Origin of the sequence: Streptomyces sp. NPDC052701, assembly GCF_040678355.1 — a bacterium.
GTDB lineage: Bacteria > Actinomycetota > Actinomycetes > Streptomycetales > Streptomycetaceae > Streptomyces.
The window spans coordinates 38,988-55,325 of record NZ_JBFATO010000015.1; the positions used below are offsets into that span (position 1 = coordinate 38,988).

Sequence of the window (16,338 nt, forward strand, 5' to 3'; positions counted from 1 at the left end):
AGCGTACCCCCTTCCACGCCTCGTTTCCGGTGCTTGCTGAATATGACACGGCGATGACCCGGTCGGACTAAGCTCGCCCGCAGTGCGCTGAGTTGGGATGAATTCGCGCGCTTGTTCCCTTATGTGCGGAAGATCCAGACGAGCTTCATGACACACCCCCCTGCACCTCCCCCCGACCCCCAGCCGATTCGTTTCAGAGGGCCTACATGGTGAGTGTTCAATCCCCACCCGGTCGCCGAGAACTTCCCTACACGCGCGTGCTGTTGCTCCCGGCCATGCTGATGGCCGCGGTGACCGGAGCCGCCGTCGCCCTGGTGACGGACCCGGCCCGGGCCGCCGTCGGCTGGTGCGGTGGCGTCGCCACCCTCCTGGTCGTCGCGGCCGCGGGCGAGGCGGTGCGTCGCGGCCGCGTCCTGCGGGAGGCGCGCGCCGAGCACGCCCGTCACCGCGCGTATCTGGAAGGGCGGGTCGCCGCCCAGGACCAGGAGACGCTCCGCTTCGCGCGGGAGGTCGTGCCCGCCGCGATCAACCTGATGCACCGCGTGGGCTCCCCCCGGGAGGCGATGCGTCAACTCGGTGACGTGGAGCCGTCCTGCCGGCATCTCACCCAGCCGCAGACCGAGTTGCTGCAGCTGCTGCTCAAGATCATCGACCACGAGGAAACCCTGCGCGACTCCAACGCGCGCTCCTTCGTCAGCGTCGCCCGCCGCGTCCAGGCGATCGTCCACCAGCAGGCCAAGGAACTGCGCGAGATGGAGGAGGACCACGGCCGCAACCCCGAGGTCTTCGACGACCTGCTGCGCATCGACCACGGCAACGCGCTGATCGGCCGCCTCGCCGACTCCGTCTCCGTCCTCGGCGGCGGCCGCCCCGGACGCCAGTGGCCCGAGCCCGTGGCGCTGTACAGCGTGCTGCGCGGCGCCATGTCCCGGATCCTGGAGTACCGGCGCATCTCGCTGGACAACATCGCCAAGGTCAACATCAAGGGCATCTACGTCGAGCCGGTCATCCACGCGCTCGCGGAACTCCTCGACAACTCCACGCGCTACTCGCCGCCGCAGAGCAAGGTGCACGTCACCGCCGCCGAGGTGCAGACCGGCGTCGCCATCGAGATCGAGGACGCCGGCGTCAGCCTCAACGAGGAGTCCCGCGCCCGGATCGAGGGCATGCTGGAGCGCGCCAAGGCCGGCGCCGCCCTGGACGACCTCGGTGAGCACCCGCGTCTGGGCCTCGCCGTCGTCGGCCGGCTCTGCACGGCGTACAAGATGCAGGTCGCGCTGCGGTCCTCCGCGTACGGCGGCGTCCGCGCCGTCCTCATCGTGCCGAGCCAGATGATGACCGACGAGCCCGGTGTCGGACTCGCCCACGGCATCGGCGCCACCGGCATTCCCCAGCAGGTCGGCGGGGTCGAGGGCCCCAAGCGCACGCCCAAGAAGCGCCGCCCCACCAACCCGAAGATCCCCGCCACGGTCTCCCTGGACGACGACGTCCCGGTGGTCACCGAGTGGACGGCGGGCGGCCTGCCGCAGCGCCGCAGCAAGGTGAAGATCCCGCTCAGCCAGCGGCTCGCCGAGCAGGCCGCCTTCGAGAAGGCCGAGCGCGAGGCCGCCGAACGGGCCAGGGCCCGGCCCGGCTGGCGGGCTCCCGAGCCGGAGCCCGAGCCCGAGAAGAAGGACGACCTCCCGCCCGGAGTGGGGTTCGAGGCCTTCTGGGAGGGGCTCAAGCAAGGGCTCGAACCGGGCGTCCACCCGACCGACTTCACGCGGAACCCGACCGCGTACCTGCACCTGCTCAACGACGATCCGGTCCGCACCGAGACCGACGACGAGGGGGACCTCAAGTGATCCAGCAGCGAGGCAACTTCGACTGGATTCTCAAGCAGCTCTACGACAGCGTCCCGGGCATCGAGATGATCGTCGTGCTGTCGGCCGACGGCCTGCGCATCGCCCGGTACGGCGGTGAGCCCGACGCCGCCGACCGTCTCGCCGCGGCCTGCGCCGGCGTGCAGAGCCTCTCGACCGCCGTCGCCCAGGAACTCCCGGGCAGCGACGGCGAGATGAAACTGGTCGTGATCGAGATCGACCGCGGTTACTTCTACCTCATGTCGGCCGGCGCCAACGCCTACCTCGCGGTCCTCTCCGACGTGCGGTGCGAACCCGGCCGCATGAGCGCCATGATGCGCGACCTCATCGTCCGCATCGGCTCCCACCTGACCAGTCCGCCCCGGCGGAACGGGCAGACCGTATGACTCCTCCGCAACGCCAGAGGCGCCAACCCCGGCAGGACCCCCCGCCGCAGCCTCCCCCGGAGGGCGAGCGCAAGAACCCCGAGCGGCTGTACGTGGTGGCCGGCCCGGACGGCGAGCGCGCGGCCCTCGACCTGGTGACGTTGATCGTGGCGCGCGTCGACGACCCCCCGCCCTCCGCCACGCCCGAGCAGGCGGCGCTGCTCCGGCTGTGCAGCGCCCCCCTGTCCGTGGCCGAGCTGTCGGCCTACCTCAACCTGCCGTGCAGCGTGGTGACCGTGCTGCTCACCGAGATGCTGACGGCGGAACTGGTGCAGGCGCGCGCCCCGATCGTCCGCCAGGCGCTCCCCGACCGTTCCCTCCTCGAAGCGGTGATGCATGGACTTCAAAGGCTCTGACACCATCCCGGGCCCACGGACCGAGGACCAGTTGCCGCACACGGCACAGGCCGCGGCCAAGATCGTGATCGTGGGCGGGTTCGGGGTCGGCAAGACGACCATGGTCGGGTCGGTCAGCGAGATCAAGCCGCTGACCACCGAGGAGACCATGACGCAGGCCGGCATCGGTGTCGACGACAACTTCGGCTCCGACACCAAGACGGCCACCACCGTGGCGATGGACTTCGGCCGCATCAGCATCACCGACCAGCTCGTGCTCTACCTCTTCGGCACACCCGGCCAGCAGCGCTTCTGGTTCCTGTGGAACGGCCTGTTCGAGGGCGCGCTCGGCGCGGTGGTGCTGGTCGACACCCGCCGTCTGGAGGTCAGCTTCGAGGTCATGGGGCGGCTGGAGGAACGCGGCGTGCCGTTCGTGGTCGCCGTCAACACCTTCCCGGACGCGCCGCGCTACCCCGTCGAGGAGCTGCGCACCGCCCTCGACCTGCCCCCGGAGATCCCGATCATGGAGTGCGACGTGCGGCGCCGGGCCTCCAGCCGTGACGTCCTGCTGACGCTGATGCGCTTCCTGCACTCGCTCGCCATGCGGGGCGCCCTCGCCTGACCCCGTCTCCCCCCCCGCCTCCAGACACCTGGATCCCTTTCTGTTTCGGAGCGACCACTGTGACGCCTGAATCCCACTCCCTGACCGGTCCGGACACCTCCCGGGCCGGCCCGCCCCCCGGCTGCCCCGCGCACGGCCTCGGGCCCGGAGGGCTGTACCGGCTGCACGAGGCGCCGGACCTGCGGGAGCTGTACGAGAACCTGCGGGCCGAGCACGGCCCCGTGGCGCCCGCGCTGCTCCACGACGACGTGCCGGTCTGGGTGGTGCTCGGCCACGCCGAGAACCTGCACATGGTGCGCACGCCCACGCAGTTCTGCCGGGACAGCCGCCTGTGGACCCCGCTCAGGGACGGCCTGGTCAAGCCCGACCACCCGCTCATGCCGCACATCGCCTGGCAGCCGATCTGCTCCCACGCCGAGGGCGACGAGCACAAGCGGCTGCGCGGCGCGGTCATGGGCGCCATGTCGACCATCGACTTCCGCCTGCTGCGCCGCTACATCAACCGCAGCACCCAGCGCATCGTCAACCGGTTCTGCCGGGAGGGCGAGGCCGACCTGGTCGGCCAGTTCGCCGAGCACCTGCCGATGGCCGTGATGTGCGAGATCTTCGGCATGCCGGAGGAGTACAACGACCGCCTCGTCGAGGCCGCCCGCGACTCGCTCAAGGGCACCGAGACCGCGATCGCCAGCCACGGCTACGTCATGGACGCGCTGAGCAGGCTCACCGCCCGGCGCCGGAGCGAACCGGCCGAGGACTTCGCCAGCCACCTCATCAACCACCCGGCGCGGCTGACCGACGACGAGGTCAGGGAGCACCTGCGCCTCGTGCTCTTCGCCGCCTACGAGGCCACCACCAACCTCCTGTCCAACGTGCTGCGCACGGTGCTGACCGACGAGCGTTTCCGCGCCCAGCTCAGCGGCGGCAACATGACCGTGCCGGAGGCGGTCGAGCAGTCCCTGTGGGACGAGCCGCCGTTCAGCACGGTCCTCGGCTACTTCGCCAAGCAGGACACGGAACTGGGCGGCCAGCGCATCCGCAGGGGCGACGGGCTGCTGTTCGCACCCGCTCCGGCCAACGTCGATCCGCGCGTACGCCCCGACCTGAGCGCCAGCATGATGGGCAACCGCTCCCACCTCGCCTTCGGCGGCGGCCCCCACGAGTGCCCCGGTCAGGACATCGGCCGCTCCATCGCCGACGTCGGCGTGGACGCGCTGCTCCTGCGGCTGCCGGACGTCGAGCTCGACTGCGACGAGGAGGAGCTGCGCTGGACGGCGTCCATCGCCTCACGGCACCTGGTGGAGCTGCCCGTGCGGTTCGCCCCCCAGCCGCCGCAGGACGTCAAGGAGCTGCCGCACCACACCCCGGTGCCGCCGCAGCGCAGCACCTGGCACATCAGCAGCGTGCAGCCGCAGCCGCAGCCGCAGCCGCAGTCCGAGCCCCGGACCGCGCCCACCGATCCCGAGCCGGCCGCGCAGCCGCAGCAGCCGCAGGCCCGGCCGGAGCCGGAGCCGGAGCCGGAACCGGTCCGCCCGAACGGCGCCTGGCAGCGGCTCCTGCGCTGGTGGCACGGCCACTGACCGACCGCCGGAAGGGGCACCGGCCGCCGGCCACGGGGCTGTCACACCCCGTCGGCCGACGGCTCACCGGCGGCCCACCGGTCGTAGGACGCCCACGCCCCGAGCACCCGGCCGCTGCGGAACCGGTGCTCCTCGCCGGTGACCGGATCGGTGAACTCCAGGGACCGCGCCAGCAGCTGGAGCGGACGCCGGAAGTCGCCGGCCGGCACCGGACCGGTCACCTCGGGATAGAGCGGGTCGCCGAGGATCGGGACGCCGAGGGCGCTCATGTGCACGCGCAGCTGGTGCGTCTGCCCCGTGCGGGGCACCAGCCGGTAGCGGCCCAGCCCGTCCGCCCGGTGCTCGGTCAGCTCGATGCGGCTGACCGCGTTCGGCTCGCCCTCGACCTCCCGGGCGGCCGGCACCCCGCGCTCCTTGACGATCCGGCTGCGCACGGTCCGGGGCAGGGCGAGCGCGGGGTCGTACGGGGCGACGGCCTCGTACTCCTTGCGCACCCGGCGGTCGCGGAACAGCGTCTGGTACGCGCCGCGCTCCTCGGGCCGCACGGTGAACAGCACCAGCCCGGCGGTGAGCCGGTCCAGACGGTGGGCGGCGGTGAGCGTCGGGACGCCCAGTTCCCGGCGCAGCCGCGCCAGCGCGGTCTCGGCGACGTGGCCGCCGCGCGGGGTGGTGGCCAGGAAGTGGGGCTTGTCGACGACGACGAGGTGCTCGTCCCGGTGGACTACCTCCAGCGGGAAGGGCACCGGCACTTCCTCGGGCAGGTCCCGGTGGAACCACACGAACATGCCCGGCACGTACGGCGCGTCCGACGCGACCGCCCGCCCGTCCGCACCGACGAACAGTCCCGCGTCGAACATCTCGTCGACGACCGCCGTCCGGACCGCCAGCCGCTCCACCAGGTGCTCACGGACCGTGGCCCACGGCCCGGCCGCCGGCAGTCGCACCCGCACCGGGTCGACCCCGTGGCGCTGGGGGAGGGGAGGGGGAGGGGGCGGGGTACGGCGTCTCATCGGGCACCAGGGTACGAGGGCGTACGGGAGCCGGGAGAACCGCTGGGCCCGGGGCACCCCGCGCACCGGACGGTGGCGCCGCCGAACCCCGGGCGGCCGGGCCCCGGTCCGCGCCGGAGCCGGTCAGCTCCCCGTCTCCGGGTGCCGTACCGCTTCCTGCACGGCGGCCTCGACCCTCCCGCGGGACTCGTTCCGCTCCCTCGCGTACTCGTTCACCGCGATCCGGGCGTCGCGGTCCAGGTCGCGCCAGGCGCGCCAGGCGGTCTCGTAGGTGTCGGTCTGGGTCTTGGTCCACTTGGCGTAGGTGGGCGGCCCGTACTGGTCGCGCAGTTCCTCGACCCTGTGGTGCGCCTGGTCCGCCGCGCGCTGCATCGCGACCAGTTCGTCAAAGGTATGTGCCACGCGTAAGGATCCTAAGCGGCATGTTCCGGACGTGCGCGGCGAACACGGACCCGGACCTGGGGGCGGTGCGGCCGCCGTCCGGAGCGGCGGGCGCCGGTGCGGGCCCCGTGCGCCGCTCTCAGGCGGCGCTCGCGCCTTCCTGCTCCGCCTCGATACGCGCGTTCCACTCCCGCTTGGAGGCCTGCCAGCCGTCCTCGGTGTGGCCGAGCCGCCAGTAGCCGGAGACGGACAGGTCCTCGCGCGGCACCTGGCGCTCGACCCGCAGCAGCCGGCGCAGCTCCTTCACGAAGTGCGCCTCCCCGTGCACGAAGGCGTGCACCCGGCCCGCGGGGAAGTCCAGGGCCCGGACGGCCTCCACCAGCGCCTGGCCGACGGGACGGTTCCCGCGGTGCAGCCAGGTGATCTCCGCGTCGGAGTCGATCTTCTGCTCCTCCCCGGGGCCGGCGATCTCCACGAAGGCGTGTGCCCGGGCACCGTGCGGCAGCGCCTCCAGGGACCGGGCGATCGCGGGCAGCGCGCTCTCGTCACCGGCCAGCAGGTGCCAGTCGGCGCCCGGGTCGGGGGCGTAGGCGCCGCCGGGGCCCATGAACCACACCCGCTCCCCGGGCCGGGCGCGCAGCGCCCACGGGCCGGCCAGCCCCTCGTCGCCGTGGATGACGAAGTCCAGCGTCAGCTCGCGGTGTTCGGCGTCCCACTGGCGCACGGTGTACGTCCGGGTCGCCGGCCACTGCTCGCGCGGGAACTCCTCGCGGATGCGCTGCAAGTCGAAGGGCTCCGGATAGGTCACGCCCGCGGCCGGGAACAGCAGTTTCACGTAGTGGTCGGTACAGGTGTCCGCCGCGAAGCCGGCGAGGCCTTCGCCGCCCAGCACCACGCGCTGCATGTGCGGGGTCAGCCGCTCGGTGCGGACGACCTGCGCGGCGTGCGGCTTGCGCGGCTGGCGTGCCGGTCGCTCTGCCATGAGGGCCTCCCCTGGGACGCAAATGGTTAGGTTTACCTAAGTTAGCATCTCCGTCGTATTCAAAACCCTTGGACCGGAAGGTTCCCGGGACTCATGCCCCGAGCGTCGTCAGCAGACGCTCCAGCGATCCGCCCAGGCCCCAGCGGGCCGCCAGCGCCTCCAGCGCGTCCCGGTCGCGCGGGGCGCGCGGCAGCGCCGTGTCGACGTCCGGGAGCGGGACGTCGTCCGCGACCCTGACGACCTTCGGGGCGACCGCGAGGTACGGCCGCGCCTCGTCCAGCCGCCTGCGCTGCGACGGCGTCAGCTTCGCCCGCGGGTCGTCGACCGCGGCGAGGATCCCGGCCAGGTCGCCGAAGTCCGCGAGCAGTTTGGCCGCCGTCTTCTCGCCGATGCCCGGCACCCCCGGCAGGCCGTCGCTCGGGTCGCCGCGCAGCAGCGCCAGGTCCGCGTACCCGCTGCCACCGACCCCATACTTCCCGCGCAGCACCGCCTCGTCGGTGAGCTGCAGCGAGCCGACGCCCTTGAGCGGGTACAGCACGCGCACCCCGCGCGCGTCGTCCACCAGCTGGTAGAGGTCGCGGTCGCCGGTGACGATGTCGACGGGGCCCTTCGCCCGCGCGGTGAACGTGCCGATGACGTCGTCCGCCTCGTAGCCCGCCACGCCCACGCGCGCGATGCCGACGGCGTCGAGGACGGCCTCGATGACCGGCACCTGCGGGGACAGCGTGTCGGGGACCTCCTCCTCGTCCGGGCCCGCGGCGTGCTCCTCGGCGACGCGGTGCGCCTTGTAGGAGGGGATCAGCTCCACCCGCCAGTGCGGGCGCCAGTCGGCGTCCATGCACGCCACCAGGTGGTCCGGCCGGTGGTCCCTGACCAGCCGGTCGATGAAGTCGAGCAGTCCGCGCACGGCGTTCACCGGCGTGCCGTCCGGGGCCCTGAGCGAGTCCGGGACGCCGAAGTAGGCGCGGAAGTACAGGGAGGCGGTGTCGAGGAGCATCAGTCGTCCGGTCACGCGTGGCATCATGCCGTACGGCACCGACAGCTCCTCGGGCCGCGCGGCGCGTCGCGGCCCGCGCCGGGTACGGGAGGAACCCGGCGGCGGGGCCGGGCCCGGGTCGCTCACGAAAAGGATCCGGACAACCGCACAACGCCACCGGCGTGGCCACGGCCTCCTCCCCGCCCGCCGCGCCCGCGGGAACACGCGCAACCGCACGCGCATCGAACACGGCGGCCGAGGGTCTCACCGGCCGGCCGGTTCGCCTCGCGGGAGGAACCCGCGGCCGGCGGGTCCGGCGTGGTGATCCGTCGGCGCGGACCGTGGGGCCGCACCCCCACCGTGTGCCGCCGATGTGACGGGCACATGAAACGCTTTGCCGAACATGCGTAGGGTGCAGAGAAGCCGACAAGAAACCGAACGACAGGCGGGGGAGGGAGCCGGAGCGATGGGCGACCACAAGGAACAGCCCCTTCGGGTGGGCGCGGCCGTGCGGCGGCGCCGCCGTGCCCTGGAGCTCACCCTCGCCGTCGTGGCCGAGCGCAGCGGCCTGTCGGTCCCCTTCCTGAGCCAGATCGAGAACGAGCGCGCCCGCCCCAGCAGGAGCTCCCTGGAGAAGGTCGCCGACGCCCTGCGCACCACGGCCGTCGAACTCCTCGCCGCGGCCGATCCGGCGTGCAGCGTGGACGTCGTCCGCTCCGAGGCCCCCGGGCCGCTCCTCGAACCCCGGGTGCGCTCGCTGGTCCGCGGCCACCACCAGATGCACGCCTCGGAGTTCACCGGCGACCACGATCCGGGACGCGAGTTCCAGTTCCGCAACGACCAGTTGATGTACGTGGCCGACGGTGTCGTGGAGATCGAGGCCGAGGGCCGCGCCTACCGGCTCGGCCGCGGCGACACCCTCTACCTCACCGGCGGCGTGCGGCACCGCTGGCGGGCGACGGAGCCGGACACCCGGGTGATCGTAGTCGCCGTGGCGGAGCACATCGAGGCGGTCCGCGACCGGAAGCGACCGCGCCGGTGAGCGCCGGCGAACCCCGGTGGAAGCCGGTGAGCGCCGGCGGGCTCCGGTGAGGGTCGTCTCCCTGGTCCCGTCCCTGACGGAGGCCGTCGCGCGCACGGTCCCCGCCGTCCTGGCCGGTGCCACCGACTGGTGCACGCACCCGCCCAACCTCGACGTCGTCCGTGTCGGCGGCACCAAGAACCCGAAGCTCGACCGCATCGTCTCCCTCGCCCCCGACCTGGTGATCGCCAACGAGGAGGAGAACCGCGCACCCGACCTGGCGGCCCTGCGCGCGGCAGGCGTCGAGGTCCTGCTCACGGAGGTCCGGGACGTGCCCCGGGCCTTCCGGGAACTGGCGCGGGTCCTGGACGCCTGCGGAGCGGCCGCCCGCCCGCGCTGGCTGGACGAGGCCGAGGAGGCCTGGTCCGCGCTGCCGGTCCCCGGGGTCCGCAGGACAGCGGTCGTACCGGTCTGGCGCCGCCCGTGGATGGTCCTGGGGCGCGACACCTTCGCCGGCGACGTGCTCTCCCGCCTGGGCGTCGACCACGTCCACGCGACGCATCCCGAGCGCTACCCGCGCCTGCCGCTGGAGGAGCTGCGCGCGGCGGCCCCGGACGTCGTCGTGCTCCCGGACGAGCCGTACCGCTTCACCGCCGACGACGGCCCGGAGGCCTTCGCGGGACTGCCCTGCGCGCTCGTCAGCGGACGGCACCTGACCTGGTACGGCCCGTCGCTGGCGGAGGCGCCGCGGGTGCTGGGCGAGGCCCTGCGAGCGGCTCTGCGCTGAGCAGTCCGCGCACGGCGGCGCTCCCGGCCGTCGCCCCGCCGTCGCGCGGGCGGACGCCCACCACCAGGGAGTTCGCCTCCCCGGCGGCATAAGCTGGCCTTATGGGCAGGACCGAGGGCGGCAGGGACGGCACGCGGCGGGACGACGGCGCGGACGGCCGCGCCGGCGCCCGTCCGCCGTCCGCCGGCTCCCTGGCGCACCGGGTCCCCGACCTGGGGGCGCTGGAGCTGCTGCTGGCGGTGGCGCGGCTCGGCAGTCTCGGCGGGGCGGCGCGGGAGCTCGGCATCACCCAGCCGGCGGCCAGCAGCCGGATCCGCTCGATGGAACGGCAGCTGGGTGTGGCACTGGTGGACCGTTCACCGCGCGGTTCCCGGCTCACGGACGCCGGTGCGCTGGTGACGGACTGGGCCCGGCGGATCGTGGAGGCGGCGGAGTCCTTCGACGCGGGGGCGCAGGCGCTGCGCGACCGCCGTGACTCCCGGCTGCGGGTGGCGGCGAGCATGACGATCGCCGAGTACCTGCTGCCGGGCTGGCTGCTCGCGCTGCGCGCCCAGCGGCCGGACACGGCGGTGTCACTGCTGGCGGGCAACTCGGCGGCGGTCGCGCAGCGCCTGCTGTCGGGCGAGGCGGACCTCGGTTTCGTGGAGGGCCTGACGGTGCCGCCCGGCCTCGACTGCGCGGTCGTCGCCCACGACCGCCTCATCGTGGTGGCGGCCCCCGCCCACCCCTGGGCCCGCCGGCGGCGCCCGCTCGCGGCCGGGGAGCTGGCGACGACCCCGCTGATCCTGAGGGAGAAGGGCTCGGGCACCCGGCAGGTCCTGGACGCGGCCCTCGGCGGCCTGGCCCGTCCGCTGATCGAACTGTCGTCCACCACGGCGGTGAAGGCCGCGGTCGTGAGCGGTGCCGGCCCCGCGGTCCTGAGCGAACTGGCGGTGGGCGAGGAGCTGTCCATGCGACGCCTGGTCCGCGTGCCGGTGGACGGCGTCGTCCTGGCCCGCGACCTGAGGGCGGTGTGGCCGACGGGCCACCGCCCCACGGGCCCGGCCCGGGACCTGCTGTCCCTGACGCGGGCGTAGGGCGCCTTTCGGCCGGCCCGGCCGGGGCCCTCAGGAAGCGGCTTCCACCAGGGCCCGCACGACCCGGACGTCCTCGTCCATCTCCGGGTGCCACTGCACCCCCAGCGCCCAGGCGGCGGACGGCAGTTCGACGGCCTCCACGGTCCCGTCCGTCGCGTGCGCACAGACGACCAGGCCCTCGCCGAGCCGGTCCACCGCCTGGTGGTGGTACGACGGCACGGACGTCTCCTTTGGGACGACACCGGCGTACAGGGTCCCCGGCACCGGCACGACCGTGTGCCGCCCGAAGACCCCCACCACCTCGGCATGCCCGTCCAGGTGCTGGACCAGCGTGCCGCCGAGGGCGACGTTCAGCAGCTGCATGCCCCGGCAGATGCCCAGCAGCGGCACGTCCGCCCGCAGCGCCGCCTCGATCAGGGCGAGCTCCCAGGCGTCCCGGGCCCGGGCGGGCGGCCCGGTGCGCGGGTCGGGCTCGGCGCCGTAGCGGGCCGGCTCGACGTCCGGGCCGCCGGCGATCACCAGCCCGTCGAGACGGGCCACGGCCGCGGCGGCGTGTTCCGGCGCGTCCGGCGGCAGCATCACGGCCAGTCCGCCCGCCCGCTGCACCAGCCGCGGGTACCCGGCCGGCAGCAGCGCCGCCTCCAGCTCCCACACCCCCCAGCGCGCCCCGGACTCCAGGTACGTGCTGACGCCTATCAGCGGCCTGCCCGCCATGCGGCTCCCCCGTCGTTCCGGCAATGGATCGTCTTGGCACCTTTGCGGCGAGCTTCCCCGCGCGGCGGGGCGCTCACGCCAGGAACCCCCGCAGCAGCGCCGCCGTCCCCGCGCAGTGCTCCCGCATCGTCTCCCGCGCCCCCTCCGCGTCCCCGGCGAGCACCGCCTCGACCAGCGCGGTGTGCTGGCGCTGGGAGTGCTCCAGGTTCCGCACCAGGATCGGGATGCAGTCGAGCAGGTCGTTCACCGTCGCCCGTACCGCCGCGTACTGCGCGCTCAGCGTCGGCGACCCGCACAGCTCGGCGAGGGTCAGGTGCAGCAGCGTGTCCTGGCGCCGGTAGTCGGCGAGCGGGGCGTCGTGCGTGCGGGCCAGCGCCTCCCGCAGCCGTCGCGCCTGCCCGCCCGCCAGGCCGTGGGCGGCGCACAGGCCGGCGGCGCCGACCTCCAGCACCTCGCGGAAGCGCAGCACGTCCTCGACGTCGACCCCGGCGATCCGGCGGCGCAGTTCGTCCTCGCCGCCCGTCTCCGGCGTACGGGGCAGCACAAACGTTCCGCCGTAGCGGCCGCGCCGCGACTCGACCAGCCCCTGGTCCTGCAGCACCTTCAGCACCTCGCGCAGCGTCACCCGGCTGATCCCCAGCCGCTCCGCCAGTTCGCGCTCGGCCGGCAGCCGCCCGCCCCCCGGCACCAGGCCCAGCCGGACGACCTGCAGGATCTGCTCCAGCGCCTCCTCGAAGCCGTTGCCCGCCCGCACCGGCCGCAGCACCGGCGCCAGACGGTCCCGCACCGGACCGCCCGATTCCTGCGGCATGTGGCCGTGCCCCCTTCCCAAGCAATGGTTCCCGGCAATACCTTATGGCTCTCGGCGCGGCCGAAGAAGCGCGCAGCGGCGCGAGGAGCGTGAGGAAGCGCGACGAGGCCCGAACGGGCCCGACGAGGCGGCCACGGCGACTTCGCCGTGCACACCCCAAGGAGGCCCTGCCGTGGCAGACCGCACAGCCCCGCTCGGCGTCGAGGAGCTGCACGCCCTCGTCGCGGGCGGTGACATCGACACCGTCGTCCTGGCCTTCCCCGACATGCAGGGACGGCTCCAGGGCAAGCGGTTCGCCGCGCGCTTCTTCCTCGACGAGGTCCTCCGCCACGGCACCGAGGGCTGCGCCTACCTCCTCGCCGTCGACGCCGAGATGAACACCGTCGAGGGCTACGCGATGTCCTCCTGGGACCGCGGCTACGGCGACTTCGCCATGCACCCCGACCCCGGCACGCTGCGCCGCGTGCCCTGGAACGAGGGCACCGCCCTGGTCATCGCCGACCTGGCCTGGGACGACGGCTCCCCGGTCGCCGCCGCGCCCCGCCAGATCCTGCGCCGCCAGCTCGCGCGCCTGGCCGGCCTCGGCCTCACCGCCCAGGTCGGCACCGAGCTGGAGTTCATCGTCTTCAGGGACACCTACGAACAGGCCTGGGACGCCCACTACCGGGGCCTGACCCCGGCCAACCAGTACAACATCGACTACTCGGTGCTGGGCACCGGCCGCATCGAGCCCCTGCTGCGCCGCATCCGCAACGAGATGGCCGGCGCCGGCCTCACCGTCGAGTCCGCCAAGGGCGAGTGCAACCCCGGCCAGCACGAGATCGTCTTCCGCTACGACGAGGCCCTGGTCACCTGCGACCAGCACGCGGTCTACAAGACCGGAGCCAAGGAGATCGCCGCCCAGGAGGGCATGTCCCTCACCTTCATGGCGAAGTACAACGAGCGCGAGGGCAACTCCTGCCACATCCACCTCTCGCTCACGGACGCCGACGGGCGCAACGCCATGGCCGCGGCCCCGGCCGACGCCGGCGGCATGTCGGAGGTCATGCGCCGCTTCCTCGCCGGGCAGCTGGCGGCCCTGCGCGACTTCTCGCTCCTGTACGCCCCCCACATCAACTCCTACAAGCGGTTCCAGCCGGGCTCCTTCGCCCCGACCGCCGTCGCCTGGGGCCACGACAACCGCACCTGCGCGCTGCGGGTCGTCGGCCACGGCCGCTCCCTGCGCTTCGAGAACCGGCTGCCCGGCGGCGACGTCAACCCGTACCTGGCGGTGGCGGGCATGGTGGCGGCCGGGCTGTACGGCGTCGAGCGGGAGCTGGACCTTCCCGAGCCGTGCACCGGCAACGCCTACACCGCCGGCTTCGCGCACGTCCCGGCCACCCTGCGCGAGGCCGCCGAACTCTGGCGGAACAGCGCGATCGCCCGGGCCGCCTTCGGCGACGAGGTCGTCGCGCACTACCACAACATGGCGCGCGTCGAACTGGACGCCTTCGACGCCGCGGTCACCGACTGGGAGCTGCGCCGCTCCTTCGAACGCATGTGAGGCCCTCCTTGTCCCCTGTCCCCCAAGAGCCGCACGAGCTCCAGGTCCTCAACCCGGCCACCGAGGAGGTCGTCGCCACCGTCCCCGCCGCCTCGGCACAGGACGTCGACACGGCCGTCCGGCGCGCGGCGCGGGCCCAGACCGCCTGGGCCGCCCTCGCGCCCGGCGACCGCGCCCGGCTGCTGCGCCGCTTCGCGGCCGCCGTCGACGAGCACGTCGAGGAGCTGGCCCGGCTGGAGGTCCGCGAGGCCGGCCACACCATCGGCAACGCCCGCTGGGAGGCGGGCAACGTCCGCGACCTGCTGGACTACGCGGCCGGGGGAGTGGAGCGGCTGACCGGACGGCAGATCCCGGTGTCCGGCGGCGTCGACGTCACCTTCCTCGAACCGCTGGGCGTGGTCGGCGTGATCGCCCCCTGGAACTTCCCGATGCCGATCGCGGCCTGGGGCGCCGCCCCCGCGCTCGCGGCCGGCAACGCGGTGCTCCTCAAGCCCGCCGAGACCACCCCGCTCACCGCCCTGCGGCTGGCCGAACTCGCCCTGGACGCCGGCCTTCCGGAGCACCTGTTCCAGGTGCTGCCCGGCCACGGCCCCGTCGCGGGCGACGCGCTCGTCGAGCACCCGGACGTCGCCAAGATCGTGTTCACGGGGTCGACGGCCGTGGGCAGAGGGGTACTGGCCAAGGGCTCGGCGCTGCTCAAGCGCGTCACCCTCGAACTCGGCGGCAAGAGTCCCAACATCGTCTTCGCCGACGCCGACCTCGAGGCGGCCGCGGCCGCCGCCCCCATGTCGTTCCTCGACAACTGCGGCCAGGACTGCTGCGCCCGCACCCGCATCCTCGTCCAGCGCTCCGTCCACGACCGCTTCCTCGGCCTCCTCGCGCCCGCGGTCGAGTCCGTCCTCGTCGGCGACCCGGCCGACGAGAGGACGGACATGGGCCCGCTGATCTCCCGGACCCAGCTGGAGCGCGTCCGCTCCTACGTCCCCGAGGGCACCGGCGGGATCCGCGGCAAGGCCCCCGAGGGGCCCGGCTTCTGGTTCCCGCCCACCGTCCTCACCGGTGTCGACCCCGGCGCGCGGGTGGCCGTCGAGGAGGTCTTCGGCCCGGTCGCCGTCGTCCTCCCCTTCGACGACGAGGCCGACGCCGTCCGTCTCGCCAACGCCACCGACTACGGCCTGTCCGGCTCGGTGTGGACCAGGGACGTCGGCCGCGCCCTGCGCGTCTCCCGGGCCGTCCGCGCCGGCAACCTCTCCGTCAACTCCCACTCCAGCGTCCGCTACTGGACCCCGTTCGGCGGCTTCAAGCAGTCCGGCATCGGCCGCGAGCTCGGCCCCGACGCGCTGGCCGCCTTCACCGAGACCAAGAACGTCTTCATCAGCACGGAGGGCCCCGCACAGTGACCGCACAGACTCCCCGCACCCCCCGGACCCCCGACGCCGTCTGCCGCCGCCTGGTCGGCCGTACCGCCGTCGTCACCGGCGCCGGCAGCGGCATCGGCCTGGCCGCCGCCCGCCGCCTCGCCTCCGAGGGCGCGCACGTCGTCTGCGGCGACGTCGACGAGCAGCGCGGCAAGGCGGCCGCCGAGGAGACCGGCGGCATCTTCGTGAAGGTCGACGTCACCGACCCCGAGCAGGTCGAGAACCTCTTCCGCGCCGCGTACGACACCTACGGCTCGGTCGACGTCGCCTTCAACAACGCCGGCATCTCCCCGCCCGACGACGACTCCATCCTGGAGACCGGGCTGGAGGCCTGGAAGCGGGTCCAGGAGGTCAACCTGACCTCCGTCTACCTGTGCTGCAAGGCCGCCCTCCCGTACATGCGGCGCCAGGGCAAGGGGTCGATCATCAACACGGCGTCCTTCGTGGCGCGGATGGGCGCGGCCACCAGCCAGATCTCGTACACCGCCTCCAAGGGCGGCGTCCTCGCCATGTCCCGGGAACTGGGCGTGCAGTTCGCGCGGGAGGGCATCCGCGTCAACGCCCTGTGCCCGGGCCCGGTCAACACCCCCCTGCTGCGGGAGCTGTTCGCCAAGGACCCCGAGCGGGCCGCGCGCCGCCTGGTGCACATCCCGCTGGGCCGGTTCGCCGAGGCGGACGAGATCGCCGCCGCCGTTGCCTTCCTGGCCAGCGACGACTCCTCCTTCGTCAACGCCACCGACTTCCTGGTGGACGGCGGCATCGCGGGGGCGTACGTCACACCGCTGTAGGACGCGTCCT

The 16,338-nt window shown here is 73.7% G+C and carries 17 protein-coding genes; 11 read left to right on the top strand and 6 right to left on the bottom strand.

Annotated elements, in window-relative coordinates; all coding sequences use genetic code 11:
• The first annotated feature begins 206 nt into the window (after positions 1-206).
• From AB0L29_RS18820 to AB0L29_RS18840, 5 genes are read left to right on the top strand one after another with little or no spacing between them, the layout of a single operon-like run.
• Complete coding sequence (locus AB0L29_RS18820; protein WP_365828464.1) at positions 207-1,844, top strand: ATP-binding protein; 1,638 nt, start codon at positions 207-209, stop codon at positions 1,842-1,844.
• The gene (locus tag AB0L29_RS18825) at positions 1,841-2,248 is read left to right on the top strand and encodes a roadblock/LC7 domain-containing protein (RefSeq protein WP_365828465.1); all 408 of its coding nucleotides are present in this window, start codon (positions 1,841-1,843) and stop codon (positions 2,246-2,248) included. Before AB0L29_RS18820 ends, AB0L29_RS18825 begins: the two co-directional genes overlap by 4 nt.
• Positions 2,245-2,643, top strand: a complete 399-nt coding sequence (locus AB0L29_RS18830; RefSeq protein WP_365828466.1) for a DUF742 domain-containing protein — start codon at positions 2,245-2,247, stop codon at positions 2,641-2,643. The genes AB0L29_RS18825 and AB0L29_RS18830 overlap by 4 nt, the downstream gene beginning before the upstream one ends.
• Complete coding sequence (locus AB0L29_RS18835; protein ID WP_365828468.1) at positions 2,624-3,244, top strand: ATP/GTP-binding protein; 621 nt, start codon at positions 2,624-2,626, stop codon at positions 3,242-3,244. The genes AB0L29_RS18830 and AB0L29_RS18835 overlap by 20 nt, the downstream gene beginning before the upstream one ends.
• Positions 3,245-3,303: 59 nt before the next feature.
• A complete protein-coding gene (locus tag AB0L29_RS18840; RefSeq protein WP_365828470.1) occupies positions 3,304-4,821 on the top strand; it encodes a cytochrome P450 in 1,518 nt (505 codons plus the stop codon).
• Between the two features lie 41 nt (positions 4,822-4,862).
• Here the strand turns inward: AB0L29_RS18840 and AB0L29_RS18845 are convergent, their stop codons facing one another.
• From AB0L29_RS18845 to AB0L29_RS18860, 4 genes are all read right to left on the bottom strand, one after another.
• Complete coding sequence (locus tag AB0L29_RS18845; RefSeq protein WP_365828472.1) at positions 4,863-5,831, bottom strand: RluA family pseudouridine synthase; 969 nt, start codon at positions 5,829-5,831, stop codon at positions 4,863-4,865.
• 123 nt (positions 5,832-5,954) lie between these two features.
• Positions 5,955-6,233: a hypothetical protein gene (locus tag AB0L29_RS18850; RefSeq protein ID WP_365828474.1), complete on the bottom strand. Its 279-nt coding sequence runs from the start codon at positions 6,231-6,233 to the stop codon at positions 5,955-5,957.
• Positions 6,234-6,351: 118 nt separating this feature from the next.
• Positions 6,352-7,194: a siderophore-interacting protein gene (locus tag AB0L29_RS18855; protein WP_365828476.1), complete on the bottom strand. Its 843-nt coding sequence runs from the start codon at positions 7,192-7,194 to the stop codon at positions 6,352-6,354.
• Between the two features lie 91 nt (positions 7,195-7,285).
• Positions 7,286-8,191, bottom strand: coding sequence for a 5'-3' exonuclease (locus tag AB0L29_RS18860; RefSeq protein WP_365828703.1), 906 nt, complete (start codon positions 8,189-8,191; stop codon positions 7,286-7,288).
• A 445-nt stretch (positions 8,192-8,636) separates the two neighbouring features.
• Between AB0L29_RS18860 and AB0L29_RS18865 the strand changes: the two genes are divergently transcribed.
• The 3 genes from AB0L29_RS18865 to AB0L29_RS18875 all read left to right on the top strand — a co-directional run bounded on the left by AB0L29_RS18865 (position 8,637) and on the right by AB0L29_RS18875 (position 11,054).
• Positions 8,637-9,212 carry an XRE family transcriptional regulator gene (locus AB0L29_RS18865; RefSeq protein ID WP_365828478.1) on the top strand — a complete coding sequence of 192 codons (576 nt, stop codon included), beginning with the start codon at positions 8,637-8,639 and terminating at the stop codon, positions 9,210-9,212.
• A 46-nt stretch (positions 9,213-9,258) separates the two neighbouring features.
• Positions 9,259-9,978 (top strand): helical backbone metal receptor, encoded by a 720-nt coding sequence (locus AB0L29_RS18870; RefSeq protein WP_365828480.1) that lies wholly within the window; start codon positions 9,259-9,261, stop codon positions 9,976-9,978.
• 101 nt (positions 9,979-10,079) lie between these two features.
• On the top strand, positions 10,080-11,054 hold the full coding sequence (locus tag AB0L29_RS18875; RefSeq protein WP_365828482.1) for a LysR family transcriptional regulator: 975 nt from the start codon (positions 10,080-10,082) through the stop codon (positions 11,052-11,054).
• A gap of 30 nt (positions 11,055-11,084) precedes the next feature.
• Here the strand turns inward: AB0L29_RS18875 and AB0L29_RS18880 are convergent, their stop codons facing one another.
• Both AB0L29_RS18880 and AB0L29_RS18885 read right to left on the bottom strand, forming a co-directional pair.
• Complete coding sequence (locus tag AB0L29_RS18880; protein ID WP_365828484.1) at positions 11,085-11,768, bottom strand: gamma-glutamyl-gamma-aminobutyrate hydrolase family protein; 684 nt, start codon at positions 11,766-11,768, stop codon at positions 11,085-11,087.
• Positions 11,769-11,841: 73 nt separating this feature from the next.
• Positions 11,842-12,579: an FCD domain-containing protein gene (locus tag AB0L29_RS18885; protein WP_365828486.1), complete on the bottom strand. Its 738-nt coding sequence runs from the start codon at positions 12,577-12,579 to the stop codon at positions 11,842-11,844.
• Positions 12,580-12,751: 172 nt separating this feature from the next.
• Here AB0L29_RS18885 and AB0L29_RS18890 point away from each other — a divergent pair, with 172 nt between their 5' ends.
• Genes AB0L29_RS18890 through AB0L29_RS18900 form a run of 3 tightly spaced genes read left to right on the top strand, consistent with a single transcriptional unit; the run spans position 12,752 to position 16,328 of the window.
• Entirely contained in the window at positions 12,752-14,122 is a 1,371-nt protein-coding gene (locus AB0L29_RS18890) for a glutamine synthetase family protein (protein WP_365828488.1), read from the top strand.
• A gap of 8 nt (positions 14,123-14,130) precedes the next feature.
• Complete coding sequence (locus AB0L29_RS18895; RefSeq protein ID WP_365828490.1) at positions 14,131-15,522, top strand: aldehyde dehydrogenase family protein; 1,392 nt, start codon at positions 14,131-14,133, stop codon at positions 15,520-15,522.
• The gene (locus AB0L29_RS18900) at positions 15,519-16,328 is read left to right on the top strand and encodes a 3-oxoacyl-ACP reductase (protein ID WP_365828492.1); all 810 of its coding nucleotides are present in this window, start codon (positions 15,519-15,521) and stop codon (positions 16,326-16,328) included. Before AB0L29_RS18895 ends, AB0L29_RS18900 begins: the two co-directional genes overlap by 4 nt.
• Positions 16,329-16,338: the final 10 nt, after the last annotated feature.

Excerpts from the sequence above, each read along its gene's own strand:
- AB0L29_RS18820 (WP_365828464.1), top strand. The coding sequence starts at position 207 with ATGGTGAGTGTTCAATCCCCACCCGGTCGCCGAGAACTTCCCTACACG.
- AB0L29_RS18830 (WP_365828466.1), top strand. The coding sequence starts at position 2,245 with ATGACTCCTCCGCAACGCCAGAGGCGCCAACCCCGGCAGGACCCCCCG.
- AB0L29_RS18835 (WP_365828468.1), top strand. The coding sequence starts at position 2,624 with ATGGACTTCAAAGGCTCTGACACCATCCCGGGCCCACGGACCGAGGAC.
- AB0L29_RS18845 (WP_365828472.1), bottom strand. The coding sequence starts at position 5,831 with ATGAGACGCCGTACCCCGCCCCCTCCCCCTCCCCTCCCCCAGCGCCAC.
- AB0L29_RS18855 (WP_365828476.1), bottom strand. The coding sequence starts at position 7,194 with ATGGCAGAGCGACCGGCACGCCAGCCGCGCAAGCCGCACGCCGCGCAG.
- AB0L29_RS18860 (WP_365828703.1), bottom strand. The coding sequence starts at position 8,191 with ATGCTCCTCGACACCGCCTCCCTGTACTTCCGCGCCTACTTCGGCGTC.
- AB0L29_RS18865 (WP_365828478.1), top strand. The coding sequence starts at position 8,637 with ATGGGCGACCACAAGGAACAGCCCCTTCGGGTGGGCGCGGCCGTGCGG.
- AB0L29_RS18875 (WP_365828482.1), top strand. The coding sequence starts at position 10,080 with ATGGGCAGGACCGAGGGCGGCAGGGACGGCACGCGGCGGGACGACGGC.
- AB0L29_RS18880 (WP_365828484.1), bottom strand. The coding sequence starts at position 11,768 with ATGGCGGGCAGGCCGCTGATAGGCGTCAGCACGTACCTGGAGTCCGGG.
- AB0L29_RS18885 (WP_365828486.1), bottom strand. The coding sequence starts at position 12,579 with ATGCCGCAGGAATCGGGCGGTCCGGTGCGGGACCGTCTGGCGCCGGTG.